The sequence below is a fragment of the Streptomyces sp. NPDC002734 genome, assembly GCF_040295685.1.
Classification (GTDB): Bacteria; Actinomycetota; Actinomycetes; order Streptomycetales; family Streptomycetaceae; genus Streptomyces.
On the sequence record NZ_JBEOVU010000016.1, the window covers coordinates 42,312 to 57,440 of the forward strand.

15 protein-coding genes, 1 tRNA gene and 1 pseudogene are annotated in these 15,129 nt (G+C 75.2%); 13 read left to right on the top strand and 4 right to left on the bottom strand.

Going from position 1 to position 15,129, the window contains the following annotated elements; all coding sequences use genetic code 11:
- Positions 1–15: 15 nt before the first annotated feature.
- The 4 genes from ABT026_RS16325 to ABT026_RS16340 all read right to left on the bottom strand — a co-directional run bounded on the left by ABT026_RS16325 (position 16) and on the right by ABT026_RS16340 (position 2,532).
- Entirely contained in the window at positions 16–516 is a 501-nt protein-coding gene (locus tag ABT026_RS16325) for an HAD domain-containing protein (protein WP_351115108.1), read from the bottom strand.
- Positions 513–986 (bottom strand): GNAT family N-acetyltransferase, encoded by a 474-nt coding sequence (locus ABT026_RS16330; RefSeq protein WP_351115110.1) that lies wholly within the window; start codon positions 984–986, stop codon positions 513–515. The genes ABT026_RS16325 and ABT026_RS16330 overlap by 4 nt, the downstream gene beginning before the upstream one ends.
- Positions 987–995: 9 nt before the next feature.
- Positions 996–1,742, bottom strand: coding sequence for a class E sortase (locus ABT026_RS16335; RefSeq protein ID WP_351115111.1), 747 nt, complete (start codon positions 1,740–1,742; stop codon positions 996–998).
- A 217-nt stretch (positions 1,743–1,959) separates the two neighbouring features.
- On the bottom strand, positions 1,960–2,532 hold the full coding sequence (locus tag ABT026_RS16340; protein WP_351115112.1) for a rhodanese-like domain-containing protein: 573 nt from the start codon (positions 2,530–2,532) through the stop codon (positions 1,960–1,962).
- A gap of 70 nt (positions 2,533–2,602) precedes the next feature.
- On the opposite strand from ABT026_RS16340, the gene ABT026_RS16345 reads away from it, so the two are divergent.
- The 13 genes and pseudogenes from ABT026_RS16345 (at position 2,603) to ABT026_RS16405 (ending at position 14,970) form a co-directional block, all read left to right on the top strand.
- Positions 2,603–2,881, top strand: a complete 279-nt coding sequence (locus tag ABT026_RS16345) for a metal-sensitive transcriptional regulator (protein WP_351115113.1) — start codon at positions 2,603–2,605, stop codon at positions 2,879–2,881.
- 168 nt (positions 2,882–3,049) lie between these two features.
- The gene (locus ABT026_RS16350) at positions 3,050–4,105 is read left to right on the top strand and encodes a patatin-like phospholipase family protein (protein ID WP_351115115.1); all 1,056 of its coding nucleotides are present in this window, start codon (positions 3,050–3,052) and stop codon (positions 4,103–4,105) included.
- A 165-nt stretch (positions 4,106–4,270) separates the two neighbouring features.
- The gene (locus tag ABT026_RS16355) at positions 4,271–5,140 is read left to right on the top strand and encodes an MBL fold metallo-hydrolase (protein ID WP_351115116.1); all 870 of its coding nucleotides are present in this window, start codon (positions 4,271–4,273) and stop codon (positions 5,138–5,140) included.
- A 70-nt stretch (positions 5,141–5,210) separates the two neighbouring features.
- Positions 5,211–5,453 carry an acyl carrier protein gene (locus ABT026_RS16360; RefSeq protein ID WP_351115117.1) on the top strand — a complete coding sequence of 81 codons (243 nt, stop codon included), beginning with the start codon at positions 5,211–5,213 and terminating at the stop codon, positions 5,451–5,453.
- Between the two features lie 334 nt (positions 5,454–5,787).
- Positions 5,788–7,012: pseudogene (locus ABT026_RS16365) on the top strand (sensor histidine kinase); the annotation flags it as partial.
- Positions 7,013–8,485: 1,473 nt separating this feature from the next.
- Entirely contained in the window at positions 8,486–8,974 is a 489-nt protein-coding gene (locus ABT026_RS16370; protein ID WP_351115118.1) for a roadblock/LC7 domain-containing protein, read from the top strand.
- On the top strand, positions 8,971–9,348 hold the full coding sequence (locus tag ABT026_RS16375; protein ID WP_351115119.1) for a DUF742 domain-containing protein: 378 nt from the start codon (positions 8,971–8,973) through the stop codon (positions 9,346–9,348). Before ABT026_RS16370 ends, ABT026_RS16375 begins: the two co-directional genes overlap by 4 nt.
- A 191-nt stretch (positions 9,349–9,539) precedes the next feature.
- Complete coding sequence (gene tdh, locus ABT026_RS16380; protein WP_351115120.1) at positions 9,540–10,568, top strand: L-threonine 3-dehydrogenase; 1,029 nt, start codon at positions 9,540–9,542, stop codon at positions 10,566–10,568.
- 57 nt (positions 10,569–10,625) lie between these two features.
- Complete coding sequence (locus ABT026_RS16385; RefSeq protein ID WP_351115122.1) at positions 10,626–11,819, top strand: glycine C-acetyltransferase; 1,194 nt, start codon at positions 10,626–10,628, stop codon at positions 11,817–11,819.
- A 181-nt stretch (positions 11,820–12,000) separates the two neighbouring features.
- Positions 12,001–12,909 carry a LysR family transcriptional regulator gene (locus tag ABT026_RS16390; RefSeq protein ID WP_351115123.1) on the top strand — a complete coding sequence of 303 codons (909 nt, stop codon included), beginning with the start codon at positions 12,001–12,003 and terminating at the stop codon, positions 12,907–12,909.
- Positions 12,910–12,971: 62 nt separating this feature from the next.
- Complete coding sequence (locus tag ABT026_RS16395; RefSeq protein WP_351115124.1) at positions 12,972–13,331, top strand: MmcQ/YjbR family DNA-binding protein; 360 nt, start codon at positions 12,972–12,974, stop codon at positions 13,329–13,331.
- 136 nt (positions 13,332–13,467) lie between these two features.
- On the top strand, positions 13,468–14,781 hold the full coding sequence (locus tag ABT026_RS16400; RefSeq protein ID WP_502967996.1) for an MFS transporter: 1,314 nt from the start codon (positions 13,468–13,470) through the stop codon (positions 14,779–14,781).
- Between the two features lie 115 nt (positions 14,782–14,896).
- Positions 14,897–14,970 (top strand) — tRNA-Pro (locus ABT026_RS16405).
- The last annotated feature ends 159 nt before the right edge of the window (positions 14,971–15,129 follow it).

A 15,129-nucleotide genomic window follows, 5' to 3' on the forward strand; every position in this document is an offset into this window, starting at 1 on the left:
TTTCCCGGCGTGCACTCAGGTCGCGCCCAGGCCGGCCACGAAGGCGGCCAGCGAGTCGAAGTCCTCGTCGGTGAGGCCTTGGCGGGGGTCGACGCGGTGGAGCAGCGCGGGCGCCGGGTGGACGCCCTCCACCCAGAGCCTGTCCACCGGGCCGATCTCGTCGTCCACCCAGACGAACGGGCGGCCCTCCGCCCGGGCCACCAGGGCGGGGGTCTTCCAGTGCAGGCCCCGCGGTGTGCCCGGGGTGTCCGGGCCCTCGGGATCCACCGGCCACCTCACCACCGGCAGGGCGGGGAGGCCCAGGAGGGGGGCGAGGACCTCGTTGGCCTCGTCCTGCCAGGTGGTGGCCCACACGAGGTCGCAGCCCAGGGAGAGCAGGCGCGGGCCCAGGCCGGGGTCGAGGCGGGACAGCAGCGGGTTGCCCGTGTCGGCGGTCGAGGGCGCGGGACGGGTGCCGCCGAAGGGGAGCAACGGGCCGTCGACGTCGAGGAACAGGACCGTGGCGGTTCGGGTCACCGCCCGGTCACCGGGTCCTGTCGTACGGCGGGGCGGCGGGTCATGACCACGTCGACCGGGTCCTCGGACCGCCGCACGAAGCCGTGGCGCTCGTACAGCCTGCGGGCCGGGCTGCCCTGGAGGACGACGAGACGGAACGGCTCGCCGGCCGCGTCCGCGTCGTCGAGGAGGAGGCGGAGCACGGCACTTCCCAGCCCCTGGCCCTGCCGGGCGGGCGCCAGGTAGAAGTGTTCCAGCACCCGGCCCCCGTCCTCGTCGGGGCGCACGGTGACGCAGCCCGCCAGGGACCCCTCGACGGTCACCACGGATGTGTGCCGCGGGGACCAGGAGTCACGGAACCGCTGACGGACCCTGTGCGCGTCGTAACGGCCCAGCCGCTCCAGGTCCGGACGCATCACAGCGGCCCGTATCTCCACGATCGGTTCGACGTCCTCCGGGCGGGCGGGGCGCAGGGCCCACTGCGTGATCATGGGGAGAGGTTACGCGGGGCGGGAGGAGACCAGGACGCCGATCTTGTCGATGCGGTGCTCGGGATTGCCGTTGGCGTCCCGCCAGGAGTTGCCCGCCGCGTCGTCCTCGGGGGTCGCGCAGGTCGAGACGGTGATCATGGCCCGGGTCGCCTCGCGCCCCGGGTGTCCAGGAACCTCCGCGCGCTGCTCGGCGAGCGAGCGCTCGGAGCGGAAGGAGGTCGAGCGGGTCCCGCTGATCCGGTACTCGTGGACCGTGCCGCCCGAGGTGATTAGGACCGTGTCGCCCACGCCCAGGGAGGGCAGGTCGCGCAGCGGGCCGCCGGCCGAGAGCCGGTGGGCGGTGATCAGGTGGTTGCCGACCTCTCCCGGACCGACGCCGCCGTCGGGCCCGTACGGGGCGGCCGCGTGGCCCCGGTCCTGGATGCGGGTGCCGGCCCGGTCGTCCGTCGTCCCCTCGTAACGGACCACCCGCAGGTCGTCGAGGCCGAGGGCGGGGATGCTCAGCCGTGCCTCACGCGTGCGCGGATCCGGGCGGACGGGGGAGTGCTCCGCCGGCGTCCGGGGGTCCTGCGCCTGGCCCGCCCCTGACGGGGACGCCGGGGCAGTCACCTGCGCGGCGGCAGCCGGGGCCGGGGCGGGCGGACGCGCGTCGGGACGGTCGTCGGCCGTACCGGTGGCGCAGCCGACGGCCAGGAAGGCGGCGGCGACACCGGCCGCTACGGCCGAGGCCGCGGACCTGGGGCGGGAAAGGGCCATGACGCTCGTGAGGGGGACGAGGGACGGCCGGCGCCCCTGTACGGAGTGCGTGCCCCCGCGGGACGACGGCCGCACCTTTCCTCCCCCCTCAACACCGGACGACACCGCTGTGTTCCCCACCCTCGCGGGCGCGGGGGGACGGCCCGGCGAGGCGGCGGGCCGACGATCAGGCGGCGATGCGGCGATGCGGCGATGCGGCGATGCGGCGATGCGGCGATCAGGCGGCGATGCGGCGCCGGGTCTCGTCGAACGTCGGGCAGCCGGCGGCACCCCGGTTGTAGGGGAGCCTGCCCAGCACGGCGGCCATGCCGCAGGTGTTGGTCACCCCGGAGAACACCAGGCCCGCGCCGATCGCGCCGGACAGCCAGTGGGCCGGCGGCCAGGCCAGGCCGACGAGGAACCCGAGGAGCACCAGGGAACCCGCCACCAGACGGACCTGGCGGTCCATGGGCCACACGGAACGGGCGCCGGCCGGACGCTCGAGCGGGTGACCGGCGGCCTGCCAGGCGGCCGTCCCGCCCTCCAGGGTGGCGGCCTGTATGCCCAGCGAGGCCAGCTGCGCGCAGCCGTTCGCGGAGCGCGCGCCCGAGGCGCACACCACCAGCAGCGGGCCCCGGTCCGCGGCGGCGCGCAGGGTGTCCGCCGCCTCCTTCACCCGGTCCAGCGGGACGTTGTGGGCGCCGGGCAGGTGACCGCCCGCGTACTCGCCGGGCGTACGGACGTCGATGATCGTGAAGTCGCCCGCGCGCGCGGCCGCCTCGGCGGTGGACAGGGTGGTGAAGGTGCTCACGCGACAATGCCTTTCAGTGGGTGGCTCAACCGAGGGTAGAATACCCACGGGGGTATGAAGAGGAGGATGTGTGCAACTCGACATGAGTGCCGAGGAGCTCAAGTCGGCGCTGAACCGACTGCGGCGCGCCCAGGGCCAGCTGGCCGGCGTCATCAAGATGCTGGAGGATGGCCGCGACTGCGAGGACGTCGTCACGCAGCTGTCCGCCGTCTCCAAGGCGCTGGACCGGGCCGGCTTCTCGATCATCGCGACCGGGCTCCAGCAGTGCATGACCAGTGAGGACCCGGAGGTCCGCGACTCGGCGCAGATGCGGGCGCGCCTGGAGAAGCTCTTCCTGTCGCTGGCCTGACCGGCCGCTTCGGACCGTAGCGCCTGCCGTCTCCGGGCCTGGCGTCTCCGGCCTCGCCGTCTCCCTTGTCGGCTTCCGGTCCGCGCGGCGGGGGACAATGGCCTGCGCAGCGCCCTCCGGCCGCCCGGCCGCACCCGGGACGCGGCCGGACCCGAGGGAGAGCCAGGCATGAGCCGAAAGCCCGTCGCCGACGACAGGCCCGCGGACGGCAGGCGGGCAGGGGCGCACCCAGACTCGCCCCGCGACCGGCACGAGGTCCTGCGGGCCGTCGCCGAACGCACCCGCGCCGGGAGCCGTCCTGGCGCCCGCGACGACGGCCTGCGGCTCGCCTTGGTGATCGAGGGCGGCGGCATGCGCGGCACCTTCTCCGCGGGCATGGCGCTCGCCCTCCACGACGCCGGTCTGGTCGACGCCTTCGACGCCGTGTACGGCTCCTCGGCGGGCGCCATCACCGGCGCCTGGCTGCTCAGCGGCGCCCCGGAGCAGCTCAACGGCTGGGCCGAGCCCGAGTACGCCAACACCATGATCCGTCTGTCGAACTTCTGGCGCGGGCGGCCGGTGGTCGACGTGCGGACGCTGGTCGAGCACCTCTACGCCGAGGTGGCGCGGATGGACTTCCAGGCGGTCCTCTCCCACCCCGTCGAGTACCACCCGCTGGCCACCGACGCCCACACCGGGCTCTCCACGGACCTGCGTCCCTTCCTCGACGGCCCGGCGGAACTGCGCCTGGCCCTGCGTGCGAGCGCCGCGCTGCCCTTCCTCGCCGGCCCGGCGGTCGAACTCGGCGGGCGGCACTACTACGACGCCGGGCTCGCGGAGTCCGTGCCCTACCGCACCGCACTGGCCCAGGGGGCGACCCACGTCCTCGTCCTGCGCTCCCGGCCCGCCCCCAAGGACCTGCTGCCCGCGCCCGCGGCCGACGGGTCGGTCCGTCCGTCGTACGGCTCCCGGCTGGTCGCCGCCACCGCCCTGCGCCGCTATCCCAAGGCGCTGCACGACAGCTACTTCGCCCGGGCCCACCGGCTGCGGGAGGACGAGGCGCTGCTCTCCGAGTACGACCGCGGGGGACTGCCCGGCCGGGACGGCACGGCGGTGATGTCGGTCCGTCCGGCGCTGGACTCGCCACGGGTGGGACGGCTCACCCGCGACGGCAGGCTGCTCAAGGCGGCGCTGGAGTCCGGCCGCGCCGCGGTCGAGCGGGTCCTGGGTTCCCCCGGGGCCTGACATCCCGACGGGACCCGGACGGGACCTGAGCCGCCTGGACGTAGGCCTTCGGGACCTGCGCCTTCGGGACGTCGACTCTTCCCGAACGCCCGACAGGGGTACTCCGGGCCGGGAACCGGGGAGGCCGACACCTCCCGCAGCCCGGCCAGGAACACGGTGGTTCCCATGCACCCGTCGTCGGACGACAGCGACGCCCTCGACCTGCACTTCGTCGGCAACGCGACCCTGCTGCTCCGCTACCGCGGGCTCACGCTGCTCACCGACCCCAACTTCCTCCATCGCGGTGAGCACGCCTACCTCGGCAACGGCCTGCTCAGCCGCCGCCTCACCGAGCCCGCCCTGGCCGTCGGCGACCTGCCGGAGCTGGACGCCGTGCTCCTGTCCCACCTGCACGGCGACCACTGGGACCGCCGCGCCCGCCGCGGCCTCCCACGGTCCCTGCCGGTGGTCACCACGCCCCACGCCTCCCGCCGTCTGCAAGGGGTGCACGGCTTCCGCCGGGCCGTCGGACTGCGCACCTGGGAGGAGTACACCGTGCGGCGGGGCGACGCCCAGGTCCGGGTGACCGCCGCGCCGGGGCGGCACGCCGGTCACCCGCTGCTGCGCGGACTGCTGCCGCCGGTGATGGGCAGCCTGCTCGAGTTCGGCCCCCTCACCGGTCCTCCCCGGCTGCGCCTGTACATCTCCGGCGACACGCTGATGTACCCCGGGCTCGCCGAGATCGCCCGCAGGTTCCCCGGACCCGACCTCGCCGTGCTGCACCTGGGCGGCACCACCCTGCCCGGCGGTCTGCTGGTCACCATGGACGGCGAACAGGGCGCCGAACTGGCGCGCCTCGTCGACCCCCGTGCCGTCCTGCCGGTCCACTACGGCGACTACACGGTGATGCGCTCCCCGCTCACCGCCTTCCTGGCCGAGGCGGAGCGCGCCGGACTCGCCGACCGGGTCGTGCACTGCCGCCACGGACAGCGCGCGGTGCTCGCACCGGACGGCGTGCCCCGGGTGGTCGGCCGCGCGGGCGAGCTGCCCGTTTGACCCGCCGTCCCCCGTGAAACCCGCCCCACGTCCGCACTTCGACGCTTCGACGTACTTCGGGAGGACCATCATGGCCACGGGTGAGACCGGCTTCAGCGATGTCGTCTTCGACCTGATCTCCGTGCAGTACCACTCGCTCAAGGCCGGGCACGACTACGGCCAGTACGTCCGCGACGCGGAGAACGCCGGGAAGACCGAGATCGCCGAGTTCTTCCGCACGGTGATGGCGCAGGACTCCGACCGGGCGGTCAAGTGCCACCAGTACCTCAAGGAGCTCTCCGGGACCGAGGACGCGGGACCAGGGGCGAGCTGACGACGGAGGACGGGGCATCGCCCCGCCGAGGAGAGGTGGGCGGACGCGGTGGCGTCCGCCCTCTCCGTGTGTCCGCCGGGCTCGCAGGGTTCCCGGCGGCGAACACGCTGCGTGACACCCCGGATCGTGGGGCGGCAGGGGCTACAGAGGCGCGGACGTAGGTCAGGTGTGCGAACTGTCCTACGGGAGGGGGTTGTCGGGGTACGGACTTGCCCAACTGCCCGGCAACACGCGCGATCGCGTGACTACTGTGAGTGTCCGCCACGCGGGGGCGCAGGCGTCACCCGCACGAGCGCCCCCGGTCCCTGACGCACCGCTCAGCACGAGGACGTCGATGTCTCACCTTCGCGCACCGGCCGACCGCAGATCGCCCCTGCGGCAGCAGCAACTTCCGCCCCTCGGGCCACAGTTGTCCCGTATCGCGGTGCTGCCGCCGGTGGCGGTGGCGCTCGGGGGCGGGGCGGCGGTGCTGTTCGTGCTCCTCACCGCCGGCGCCCCCGGCGGGCCCGCCCTGTGGGCCGTACTCGCCGGGGCGCTGGCACTCGCGGTGATGGCGGTGGCCGCCGCGGCGGTCGCCGCGCGCCGGGCCGCGCACTCGGTGACCGTCCGCGTCGAGGAGCTCCGCCGGCAGGTCGCCGAACAGGCGGAGGAACGAAGGGCGGCCGCAGGGGAGCCGACGGTCTCCGACGCTCCGGACGGGGCAGGGGACCAGGCGTCCGCTCCGGCGCCGGGCGGGTCGGCCACCGACGCGTTCGGCAGGCTGGCCGAGGACCTCGAGCGAGCGCACCGCGAGTCGTTGGAGGTCCTGTCCCGGCGCGCGGCGACGACGGACGGGACGACGCACGAGGAGGCGCCGGCGGGAGAGCGCGAGGGCGAGCGGGGCACGGGGGTCGAGCACCGCATCGAGGTGTTCGTGAACGTCGCCCGGCGGCTGCAGTCGCTGGCCCATCGGGAGATCGCGGTCCTGGACGAGCTGGAACGGGAGATCGAGGACCCCGACCTGCTCCGGGGCCTCTTCCACGTCGACCACCTGGCCACCCGGGTCCGGCGGCACGCCGAGAACCTGGCCGTCCTGGGCGGCGCGGTCTCCCGTCGGCAGTGGAGCGAGCCGGTCGCCCTCGAGGAGGTGCTGCGCTCCGCCGTCGCGGAGGTCGAGCAGTACGCACGGGTGCGGGTCGTGCCGCCGGTGGAGGGCACGCTGCGGGGGCACGCCGTCGCGGACGTGATCCATCTGCTCGCCGAACTGGTCGAGAACGCGACGGTGTTCTCCCCGCCGCACACCCAGGTGGCGATCCGCGCCGACGCCGTCGCGGCCGGGCTGGCGGTGGAGGTGGAGGACCGCGGTCTCGGGATGCCCTCCGAGGAGCAGGAGCGGATGAACGCGCTGCTGGCCGACCCCGCCTCGGTCGACGTCGCGGGACTCCTGGCGGACGGACGGATCGGGCTGTACGTGGTGTCCCAGCTGGCCCGCCGGCATGGGGTCCGGGTCCGCCTCGGCGGCAACATCTACGGCGGCGTGCAGGCGGTGCTGGTGCTGCCGCAGACGCTGCTGGGGCCGCCGTCGGCGGAACTGCCCCCGGCCGCCGAGGACGCCCCGGCGGACCTGCCCACGGCGGGTGGCCCGGCCGACACCGGGGAGTGGCGGCTTCCCGGACGCGCGGCGCACCTCGGGGGGCGGCCCGGCGCCGCCGACACGGACGGACCCGGTGCCCCCGCGTGGCGCGGGGCCCGGCCCGAGACCTCGTGGGGTGGTGCCTCGCTGGCTCCCGTCGAGCTGAGCGCCACCGCACCGGACCGTTCCTCGGCCGATCCCTACGTCCCCTCCGCTCCGGTGCACCAGGACGGGCCGAGTTCGCCCGGTGCGGATGTGGTCCGGCCGGCGTTCTCGGCGGACCAGCCGTGGGACCGTGAAGCGGAGGACACGGTCGGACCGGCGGCGTCCTCGAACGGTGCGGACGCCCGGCGCCCGGATGCGGGACCGGACGGGTTCGTGCCCGCGCAGTACCCGTCGGCCGAGCCCTCGCTTCCCGCGGACGCGCCGTGGAGTCGGACCCCCGACCTGCTCGGGTCGGCCGAGCACGCCGCTCCCATGGCACCGGACCGCTTCGCCGAGGTGTCCGGGTCGCCGCCGCACGGGGCCGACCCGTGGCGCTCCGTCGGGGACGCCCCGGCCGACCGCCCCGGTGCCGCGTCCGGCGGCCCGCTGACGCCGCCCTACGCGGAGGTGGCGCACCACCTGGACCTGGGATCGGCCTGGCCGGAGCCGGAGCCGGAGCCGTCACCGGAACGCGCGGCGGCCGTCGAGACCCCCGCCGGGCAGGGGCCGAGCCGGAGCGACGTCGCCGGACGTCCGGGTGACGAGGGCGCCTGGCCCGTGCCGGTCGAAGCGTCGGCCCCGCAGGCCCGGGACGAGGACTCCCCGGCGCGGTCGGACCGGCCGGTCCCCGACGCCCTGCCCGAGGCATGGCGGCAGGCGACGCGCGCACCGGGGGAGACGACGCCTCTGGTGCCGTCGCCGCGGCACGGCGAGCACGCCGCCCCGCGGGCCGAGCCCCGGGTGCCGTTGCCCGTGAGGGAGCGGGACGGACGGGCGACGCCCGCGGGCGCCTTGCCCGGGACGCGGCCCGCCGCACCGCCCGGTGCCCCCACCGCACCCGAGGCCCTGACCTCCCAGGAGTCTCCCGTCGCCGTCCCGCCCCCGCTGCCCCGCCGCCAGGCGCAGTCGCACCTCGCCCCGCAACTGCGGTCCCGGCCGAGTCCCCGCGCCGACGCGGAGGCCATCGAGGAGGAGGCCGGACACGACCCCCACCTGATGGCCGCCTTCCGGCGCGGGGTCGGTCTCGCCGAGGCGTACGACGCGGAGTTCCCCGGCGTGGACGCCGACGCGGCTACAGGTCACCGCACCGGGACCGCCGCCTCCGCCGCCTCCCCGGCGACCGACGGCCGGGACGCCCCCAGCGGCCTCTGAGCAGCCCCGCCCGCCCCAGCCCCCCCCACACCCCAGACCCCCAGCCTCAAGGAGTCGACCCACCATGGCCCCCGATACGCACACCCCCACGCACACCGCCCCCCGTCCCGACCGCGCCGCCGACCTCGATTGGCTGCTGGCCGGCCTGGTCCGGCGCGTGCCGCACACCAGGAGCGCCGTGCTCCTCTCCTGCGACGGACTGGTCCGCTCCGCGTACGGCCTGGACCAGGAGGGCGCCGACCACATGGCCGCCCTCGCCTCCGGCCTGCACTCCCTCGGCCGCAGCGCCGGACTCACCTTCGACGACGGCGGCGACGTCCGCCAGGTGGTCGTCGAGCTGACCTCGGCCCTGCTGTTCGTCACCACCGCCGGCTCCGGCACCTGCCTCGCGGTGATGGCCGACAGCGCCACCGACGCCGCCGTACTGGGCTACGAGATGGCCATGCTCGTCAAGAGCGTGCGCCCTTACCTGGCGACGGCCCCCCGGCACGCCGCCGCCCGCCCGCCCGTACCGCACGCGGCCGCGCCCGAGCCCGCGGTGACCCGGCGTTGATCACGGCGGCGGCCGACGACGGCCCCTGGCTCGACGAGCAGGCGGGTCGGCTCGTGCGGCCCTACACGGTGAGCAACGGCCGCACCCGGCCCACCGCCCAGCTCGACCTGCTCACCCATGTGACGGCGACCGGCCACCCGGCGACCGGCCATCCGGGCCCCGAGCACGGCCGCGCCCTGAGACTCGCCCGCACCCCGGTGACCGTCGCCGAACTCGCCGCCCGGCTCGGGCTGCCGGTGGCCGTCGCCAAGGTGGTGGTCTCCGACCTCGTCGAGGCCGGACTGGTCCTCGCCGAGGCGCCGTCCTTCCGGCACACCCCCACGGACCCCGCCGTGCTGCGGCACGTCCGCGACGAGCTGCGGCGACGCCTCTGAAGGCGGGCACGCTGCCGCCGCGCGGACACCCGGGCGGCGTCTGAAGGAATCCTGAGGCCGAGGTTAAGAAAACCTCGATGGACCCGGACCCCTCCCGTGCGGCATGTTCTAGAGGTAACCCAACCTCTTCCCCGTGCCCGGGCTGCTTCGCCATGCCCGGGCACGGGAACGCACGCACAGGAGCCGCATCGGTGAAGGCGCTGGTCAAGGAGAAGGCGGAGCCGGGTCTGTGGCTCACGGACGTCCCGGAGCCCACGATCGGCCCCGGCGACGTGCTGATCAAGGTGCTGCGCACCGGCATCTGCGGCACCGACCTGCACATCCGCGCCTGGGACGGCTGGGCCCAGCAGGCCATCACCACCCCGCTGGTCGTCGGCCACGAGTTCGTCGGCGAGGTCGTCGAGACCGGCCGTGACGTCGCCGAAATCAAGCCCGGCGACCGGGTCAGCGGAGAGGGCCACCTGGTCTGCGGTCGCTGCCGCAACTGCCTGGCCGGACGCCGGCACCTGTGCCGCGCCACCGTCGGCCTCGGCGTCGGTCGCGACGGCGCCTTCGCCGAGTACGTGGCGCTGCCCGCGACCAACGTCTGGGTGCACCGCGTCCCCGTCGACCTCGACGTCGCCGCGATCTTCGACCCGTTCGGCAACGCCGTGCACACCGCGCTGTCCTTCCCGCTGGTCAACGAGGACGTCCTGATCACGGGCGCCGGCCCGATCGGCCTGATGGCCGCCGCCGTCGCCAAGCACGCCGGCGCGCGCAACGTCGTCGTCACCGACGTCAGCGACGAACGCCTCGACCTGGCCCGGAAGGTCGGCGCCGACCTCGCCCTCAACGTGGCGCGGACGACGATCGCCGACGGCCAGCGCGAACTCGGCCTGCGCGAGGGCTTCGACATCGGCCTGGAGATGTCCGGCCAGGCCGCCGCGATGCGCGAGATGATCGCCAACATGACGCACGGCGGCCGGATCGCCATGCTCGGCCTGCCGTCCGAGGAGTTCCCGGTCGACTGGTCCCGGATCGTCACCTCCATGCTCACCGTCAAGGGCATCTACGGTCGCGAGATGTTCGAGACCTGGTACGCCATGTCCGTGCTCCTGGAGAACGGTCTGGACCTTGCCCCGGTGATCACCGGCCGCTACGACCACCGCGACTTCGAGGCGGCCTTCGCCGACGCCGCGGCCGGCAAGGGCGGCAAGGTCATCCTCGACTGGACCGTCTGACCCGCGGCCCCGGCCGTCCGCCGCCCCGCCATCACCCTCTGGAGCCTGGAGCCCAAGATGTTCGACTCCGTGCGCGACGACATCCGCGCCACCCTCGACGAGATCCGCGCCGCCGGCCTGCACAAGCCCGAGCGCGTCATCGGCACCCCGCAGTCCGCCAAGGTCGACGTCACCGCCGGCGGCCGCCCCGGCGAGGTGCTCAACTTCTGCGCCAACAACTACCTCGGCCTCGCCGACCACCCCGAGATCGTCGCCGCCGCCCACGCGGCGCTCGACCGCTGGGGCTACGGCATGGCCTCCGTCCGCTTCATCTGCGGCACCCAGGAGGTGCACAAGGAGCTCGAGGCACGCCTCTCGGCGTTCCTCGGCCAGGAGGACACCATCCTCTACTCCTCCTGCTTCGACGCCAACGGAGGCGTCTTCGAGACGCTGCTCGGGGCCGAGGACACGGTGATCTCCGACGCCCTCAACCACGCGTCGATCATCGACGGCATCCGCCTCTCCAAGGCGCAGCGCTTCCGCTACGCCAACCGCGACATGGCCGACCTGGAGGCCCAGCTCAAGGCCGCCTCCGGGGCGCGCCGGAAGCTGATCGTCACCGACGGCGTCTTCTCCATGGACGGCTACCTCGCGCCGCTCGACGAGATCTGCGACCTCGCCGACCGGTACGACGCCATGGTGATGGTCGACGACTCCCACGCCGTGGGCTTCGTCGGGCCGGGCGGGCGGGGCACGCCCGAGCTCTTCGGCGTCATGGACCGCGTCGACGTCCTCACCGGCACCCTGGGCAAGGCGCTGGGCGGCGCCTCCGGCGGCTACGTCGCCGCGCGGGCCGAGATCGTGGCCCTGCTGCGGCAGCGGTCCCGCCCCTACCTGTTCTCCAACACCCTCGCCCCGGTGATCGCGGCCGCCTCGCTGAAGGTCCTGGACCTGCTGGAGTCCGCGGGCGAGTTGCGGACCCGTCTGGCGGAGAACACCGAGCTGTTCCGCCGCCGGATGACCGAGGAGGGCTTCGACGTCCTCCCCGGCGAGCACGCGATCGCGCCGGTGATGTTCGGGGACGCCTCGGTCGCCGGCCGGATGGCGGAGCTGCTGCTGGAGCGCGGCGTCTACGTGATCGGCTTCTCCTACCCGGTCGTCCCGCAGGGGCAGGCCCGCATCCGGGTGCAGCTGTCGGCGGCCCACTCCACCGAGGACGTGGAGACCGCGATCGCCGCGTTCGTCTCGGCCCGCGCCGAACTGGAGGGCTGACCGCCCCGGGGCGCCGTCCCCCGCACCACCACGGGCGCCGTCCGCCGCACCGGCGGCGCACCCGGCGCCCGCACCGCCCGCCCACACCCTCCGCCCCGGGACCCCGACGCCCCGGGGCGGACGGGTGCCCGGGGCCGGGCACGGTGCCGGGACACCCGCCGTGAGCTGAGACAATGGCAGCGTGATCGAAGCGCGGCGGCTGCACATCCTGCGGGCGGTGGCGGACCACCGGACGGTGACCGCGGCCGCGGCCGCGCTCTACCTCACCCCCTCCGCCGTCTCCCAGCAGCTCACCGCGCTCGAGCAGGAGACCGGGCACCGTCTGGTGGAGCGCGGCGCGCGCGGGGTGCGACTCACTCCGGCCGGGGAGATCCTGCTCGGACACACCAACGCGGTGCTCGCGCAGCTGGAGCGGGCCGAGGCCGAGCTGGCCGCCTACGGCTCCGGTGAGGCCGGCACGGTCACCGTCGCCGCCTTCGCCACCGGCATCGGCCTGGTCGTCGCCCCCGCGCTGACCGCCCTGGCCCGCAGCCGCCCCGGCATCCGGGTGCGGGTACGGGACGCCGAGGGCGACGCCAGCCTGCCGATGGTCCTCGACCGGCAGGTGGACGTGGCGGTCGCCGTCGAGTACCGCGGAGCGCCGGCGGCCGGGGACGCCCGCCTCACCCATGTGCCGCTGTACGCCGAGCCGTTCGACGCGGTCGTGCCGACCGCCCACCGTCTCGCCGAGGCGGACCGGGTCCCGCTGGCCGACCTCGCCAAGGACCCCTGGATCGGCCCCTACCCGGGCAACCCCTGCCACGACGTGGTGGTCCTGGCCTGCGAGAGCGCCGGCTTCCAGCCGGACTTCGACCACTCCTCCGACGACTTCAGGGCCGTCGTCGCGCTCGCCTCCGCCGGCGCGGGAGTGGCCCTGGTGCCCCGGTCCGCCCTGCGCGGCACGGACCTGACCGGCGTGGCGGTGCGCCCGGTGGAGGGCGTGGCTCCCACCCGCCGGGTCTTCGCCGCCGTGCGCCGGGGTTCCGAGGCGCACCCGCTGATCAGTCCCGTCCTGGACGCGCTGGGCGAGGCGGCGCGCGGAGACTGGTGAGCGCGGGGCGGCCGACGCGCCGCCCGCCCGCCGTTGTCGGTGCCCGCGGCTACCCTGCGGGCATGCCGGACGCGCACGACGTACGCCGAATCGCCCTGTCCCTGCCGGACACCGCCGAGAAGACGGCCTGGAGCATGCCCACCTTCCGGGTGGCGGGGAAGATGTTCGCCACCCTGCCGGAGGACGAGTCCTCCTGCGCGGTGCGCTGCCCCAAGGAGGAACGGGACGAACTCGTCCTCGCCGAACCCGGGAAGTTCTGGATCGCCGACCACGAGAGCGCCTTTGCCTGGATCCGGGTCCGGCTCGCGGAGCTGGAGGACGAGGGCGAACTCCGTGACATCCTCGCCGACTCCTGGCGCCAGGCCGCCCCCACCGCACTGCGCGACTCCCACCCGGAACTCGGAGTCCCCGCCGGGGAATGAACCCGCCCGGCCCGCCGTTGCGGCGACGGACCGGTTGGCCGGCAGGGCGTCATGTTCCGGCCTCCGTGGGCCCCTTCGGGGAAACCCCGGGCGGCGGGGAGCCACGACGCGCGAGGCGACGCGGTGGCGGGGTGGCGTGGCGGGACCGGGGAGGAGCACCGTGGCGGGGCGGGGACTGTGGTCACGGAACTTCACTCTGTTCTTCCTGGCCCGGGCGGTCGTCGCCCTGGGCGACGCCATGCTGCCGGTCGCCCTCGCCGCGGGTCTCCTCCAGCACGGGTACGGCGCCGGGGCCGTCGGTCTCGCGATGGCCTCCACCGCCGGCTCCTTCGCCGCCCTGGTCGTCTTCGGCGGGGTCCTCGCCGACCGGTTCGACGCGCGACGGCTGATGATCGGGGCCGACCTGGTCCGGCTGGTCACCCAGGCCCTGGCCGCGGTGCTGTTCTTCACCGGCCAGGTGGTGCTGTGGCAGATCTGCCTGATCGGCGCCCTCAACGGGGTCGCCGCGGCGGTCTTCCAGCCCGGAGTGGCCGGCACCGTGCCCCGGCTCGCGACCGACGTGCAGGGCGCCAACGGGGCGATCGGCACCGCCGAGGCGGGCGCCCAGCTCCTGGGACCCGCCTTCGCCGGCGTGCTGGTGGCCTTCGCCTCGCCCGGCGGCGTCTTCGTCGCCCACGCGGCCACCTACGGCGTCGGCGCCCTGTGCCTCGTCCTGCTGCGGCTGCCGCCGCTCCCGCGCCGGAAGACCGCGGCCGGCCGCGTGGTGGCCGCCTTCCTGGCCGATCTGGCCGAAGGCTGGCGCGAGTTCCGCTCCCGCACCTGGATGTGGGGCGTGATCCTCATCTGGTGCCTGATGATGGTCGCCTCCTGGGGCCCGACCATCCCGCTGGTCGCCGCCGAGGTGGTCCGCGAGCACGGCGCCGGCTCCTACGGCCTGGTCAACTCCGCCTTCGGGGCGGGCACCGTCATCGGCGGCCTGGTGGCGTTCCGGCTGCGCCCGCGGCGGATGCTGCGTGCGGGAGGCGTCGCCATCGCCGCCTTCGCGTGCTTCCCGGCCGTGGTGGGAGCCGGGCTGGAGGTGCCCGCCATGGCGGCGGGGGCCGTGGTCGCCGGAGCGGGGCGGGCCTTCTGGGCGGTGATGTGGGCGACCACGGTACAGACCCAGGTGCCCGCCGCCGTCCTCAACCGCATCCACGCCTACGAGGTCGCCGGGTCCCTCGCCATGGTCCCCGTCGGCCAGAGCCTCGCGGGACCCGCCGCGGAACTGTTCGGCGCCGACCAGGTGCTGCTGGCGGCGGGCGCGGCCGCCCTGGTCGTCTCCGCCGCCCTGCTCGCCGTCCCGGCCGTCCGCAACCTGCCGCGCGCCGACCGCCCCGCCGTGCGCGGCGGCCCGGCCGCCCCGGTGCCGGAGACGGCGCCCCCGGCCCGCCCCGGGAGCTCCGGAGCGTAGCCCCGGGCGTTCCCGCCGAGGGACGCGTGGGGAAACCCGCGCGCGACCACCGTCCGGAGTACGGTATGGTTGCCATGCACGTTCGGCCGGGGGAAACCCCAGGTCAGACGGCAAACGGGACGTGGCGCAGCTTGGTAGCGCACTTGACTGGGGGTCAAGGGGTCGCAGGTTCAAATCCTGTCGTCCCGACTCGAAGGAGTCGTCGATCAGGGGCCGGTACCGGAGCAATCCGGTACCGGCCCCTGATCGTCGTGCGGGCACGACGACGGTCCTCCCGCCCCTCCACGGCCGCCCCCTCCTCGACGCCCTTCAGCGGCTCGCCCGCCCCTTGCCGTCGGGCGCCCGCCC

Excerpts from the sequence above, each read along its gene's own strand:
- ABT026_RS16335 (WP_351115111.1), bottom strand. The coding sequence starts at position 1,742 with ATGGCCCTTTCCCGCCCCAGGTCCGCGGCCTCGGCCGTAGCGGCCGGT.
- ABT026_RS16395 (WP_351115124.1), top strand. The coding sequence starts at position 12,972 with ATGCCGGACGCGCACGACGTACGCCGAATCGCCCTGTCCCTGCCGGAC.
- ABT026_RS16350 (WP_351115115.1), top strand. The coding sequence starts at position 3,050 with ATGAGCCGAAAGCCCGTCGCCGACGACAGGCCCGCGGACGGCAGGCGG.
- ABT026_RS16355 (WP_351115116.1), top strand. The coding sequence starts at position 4,271 with ATGCACCCGTCGTCGGACGACAGCGACGCCCTCGACCTGCACTTCGTC.
- ABT026_RS16370 (WP_351115118.1), top strand. The coding sequence starts at position 8,486 with ATGGCCCCCGATACGCACACCCCCACGCACACCGCCCCCCGTCCCGAC.
- ABT026_RS16385 (WP_351115122.1), top strand. The coding sequence starts at position 10,626 with ATGTTCGACTCCGTGCGCGACGACATCCGCGCCACCCTCGACGAGATC.
- ABT026_RS16360 (WP_351115117.1), top strand. The coding sequence starts at position 5,211 with ATGGCCACGGGTGAGACCGGCTTCAGCGATGTCGTCTTCGACCTGATC.
- ABT026_RS16330 (WP_351115110.1), bottom strand. The coding sequence starts at position 986 with ATGATCACGCAGTGGGCCCTGCGCCCCGCCCGCCCGGAGGACGTCGAA.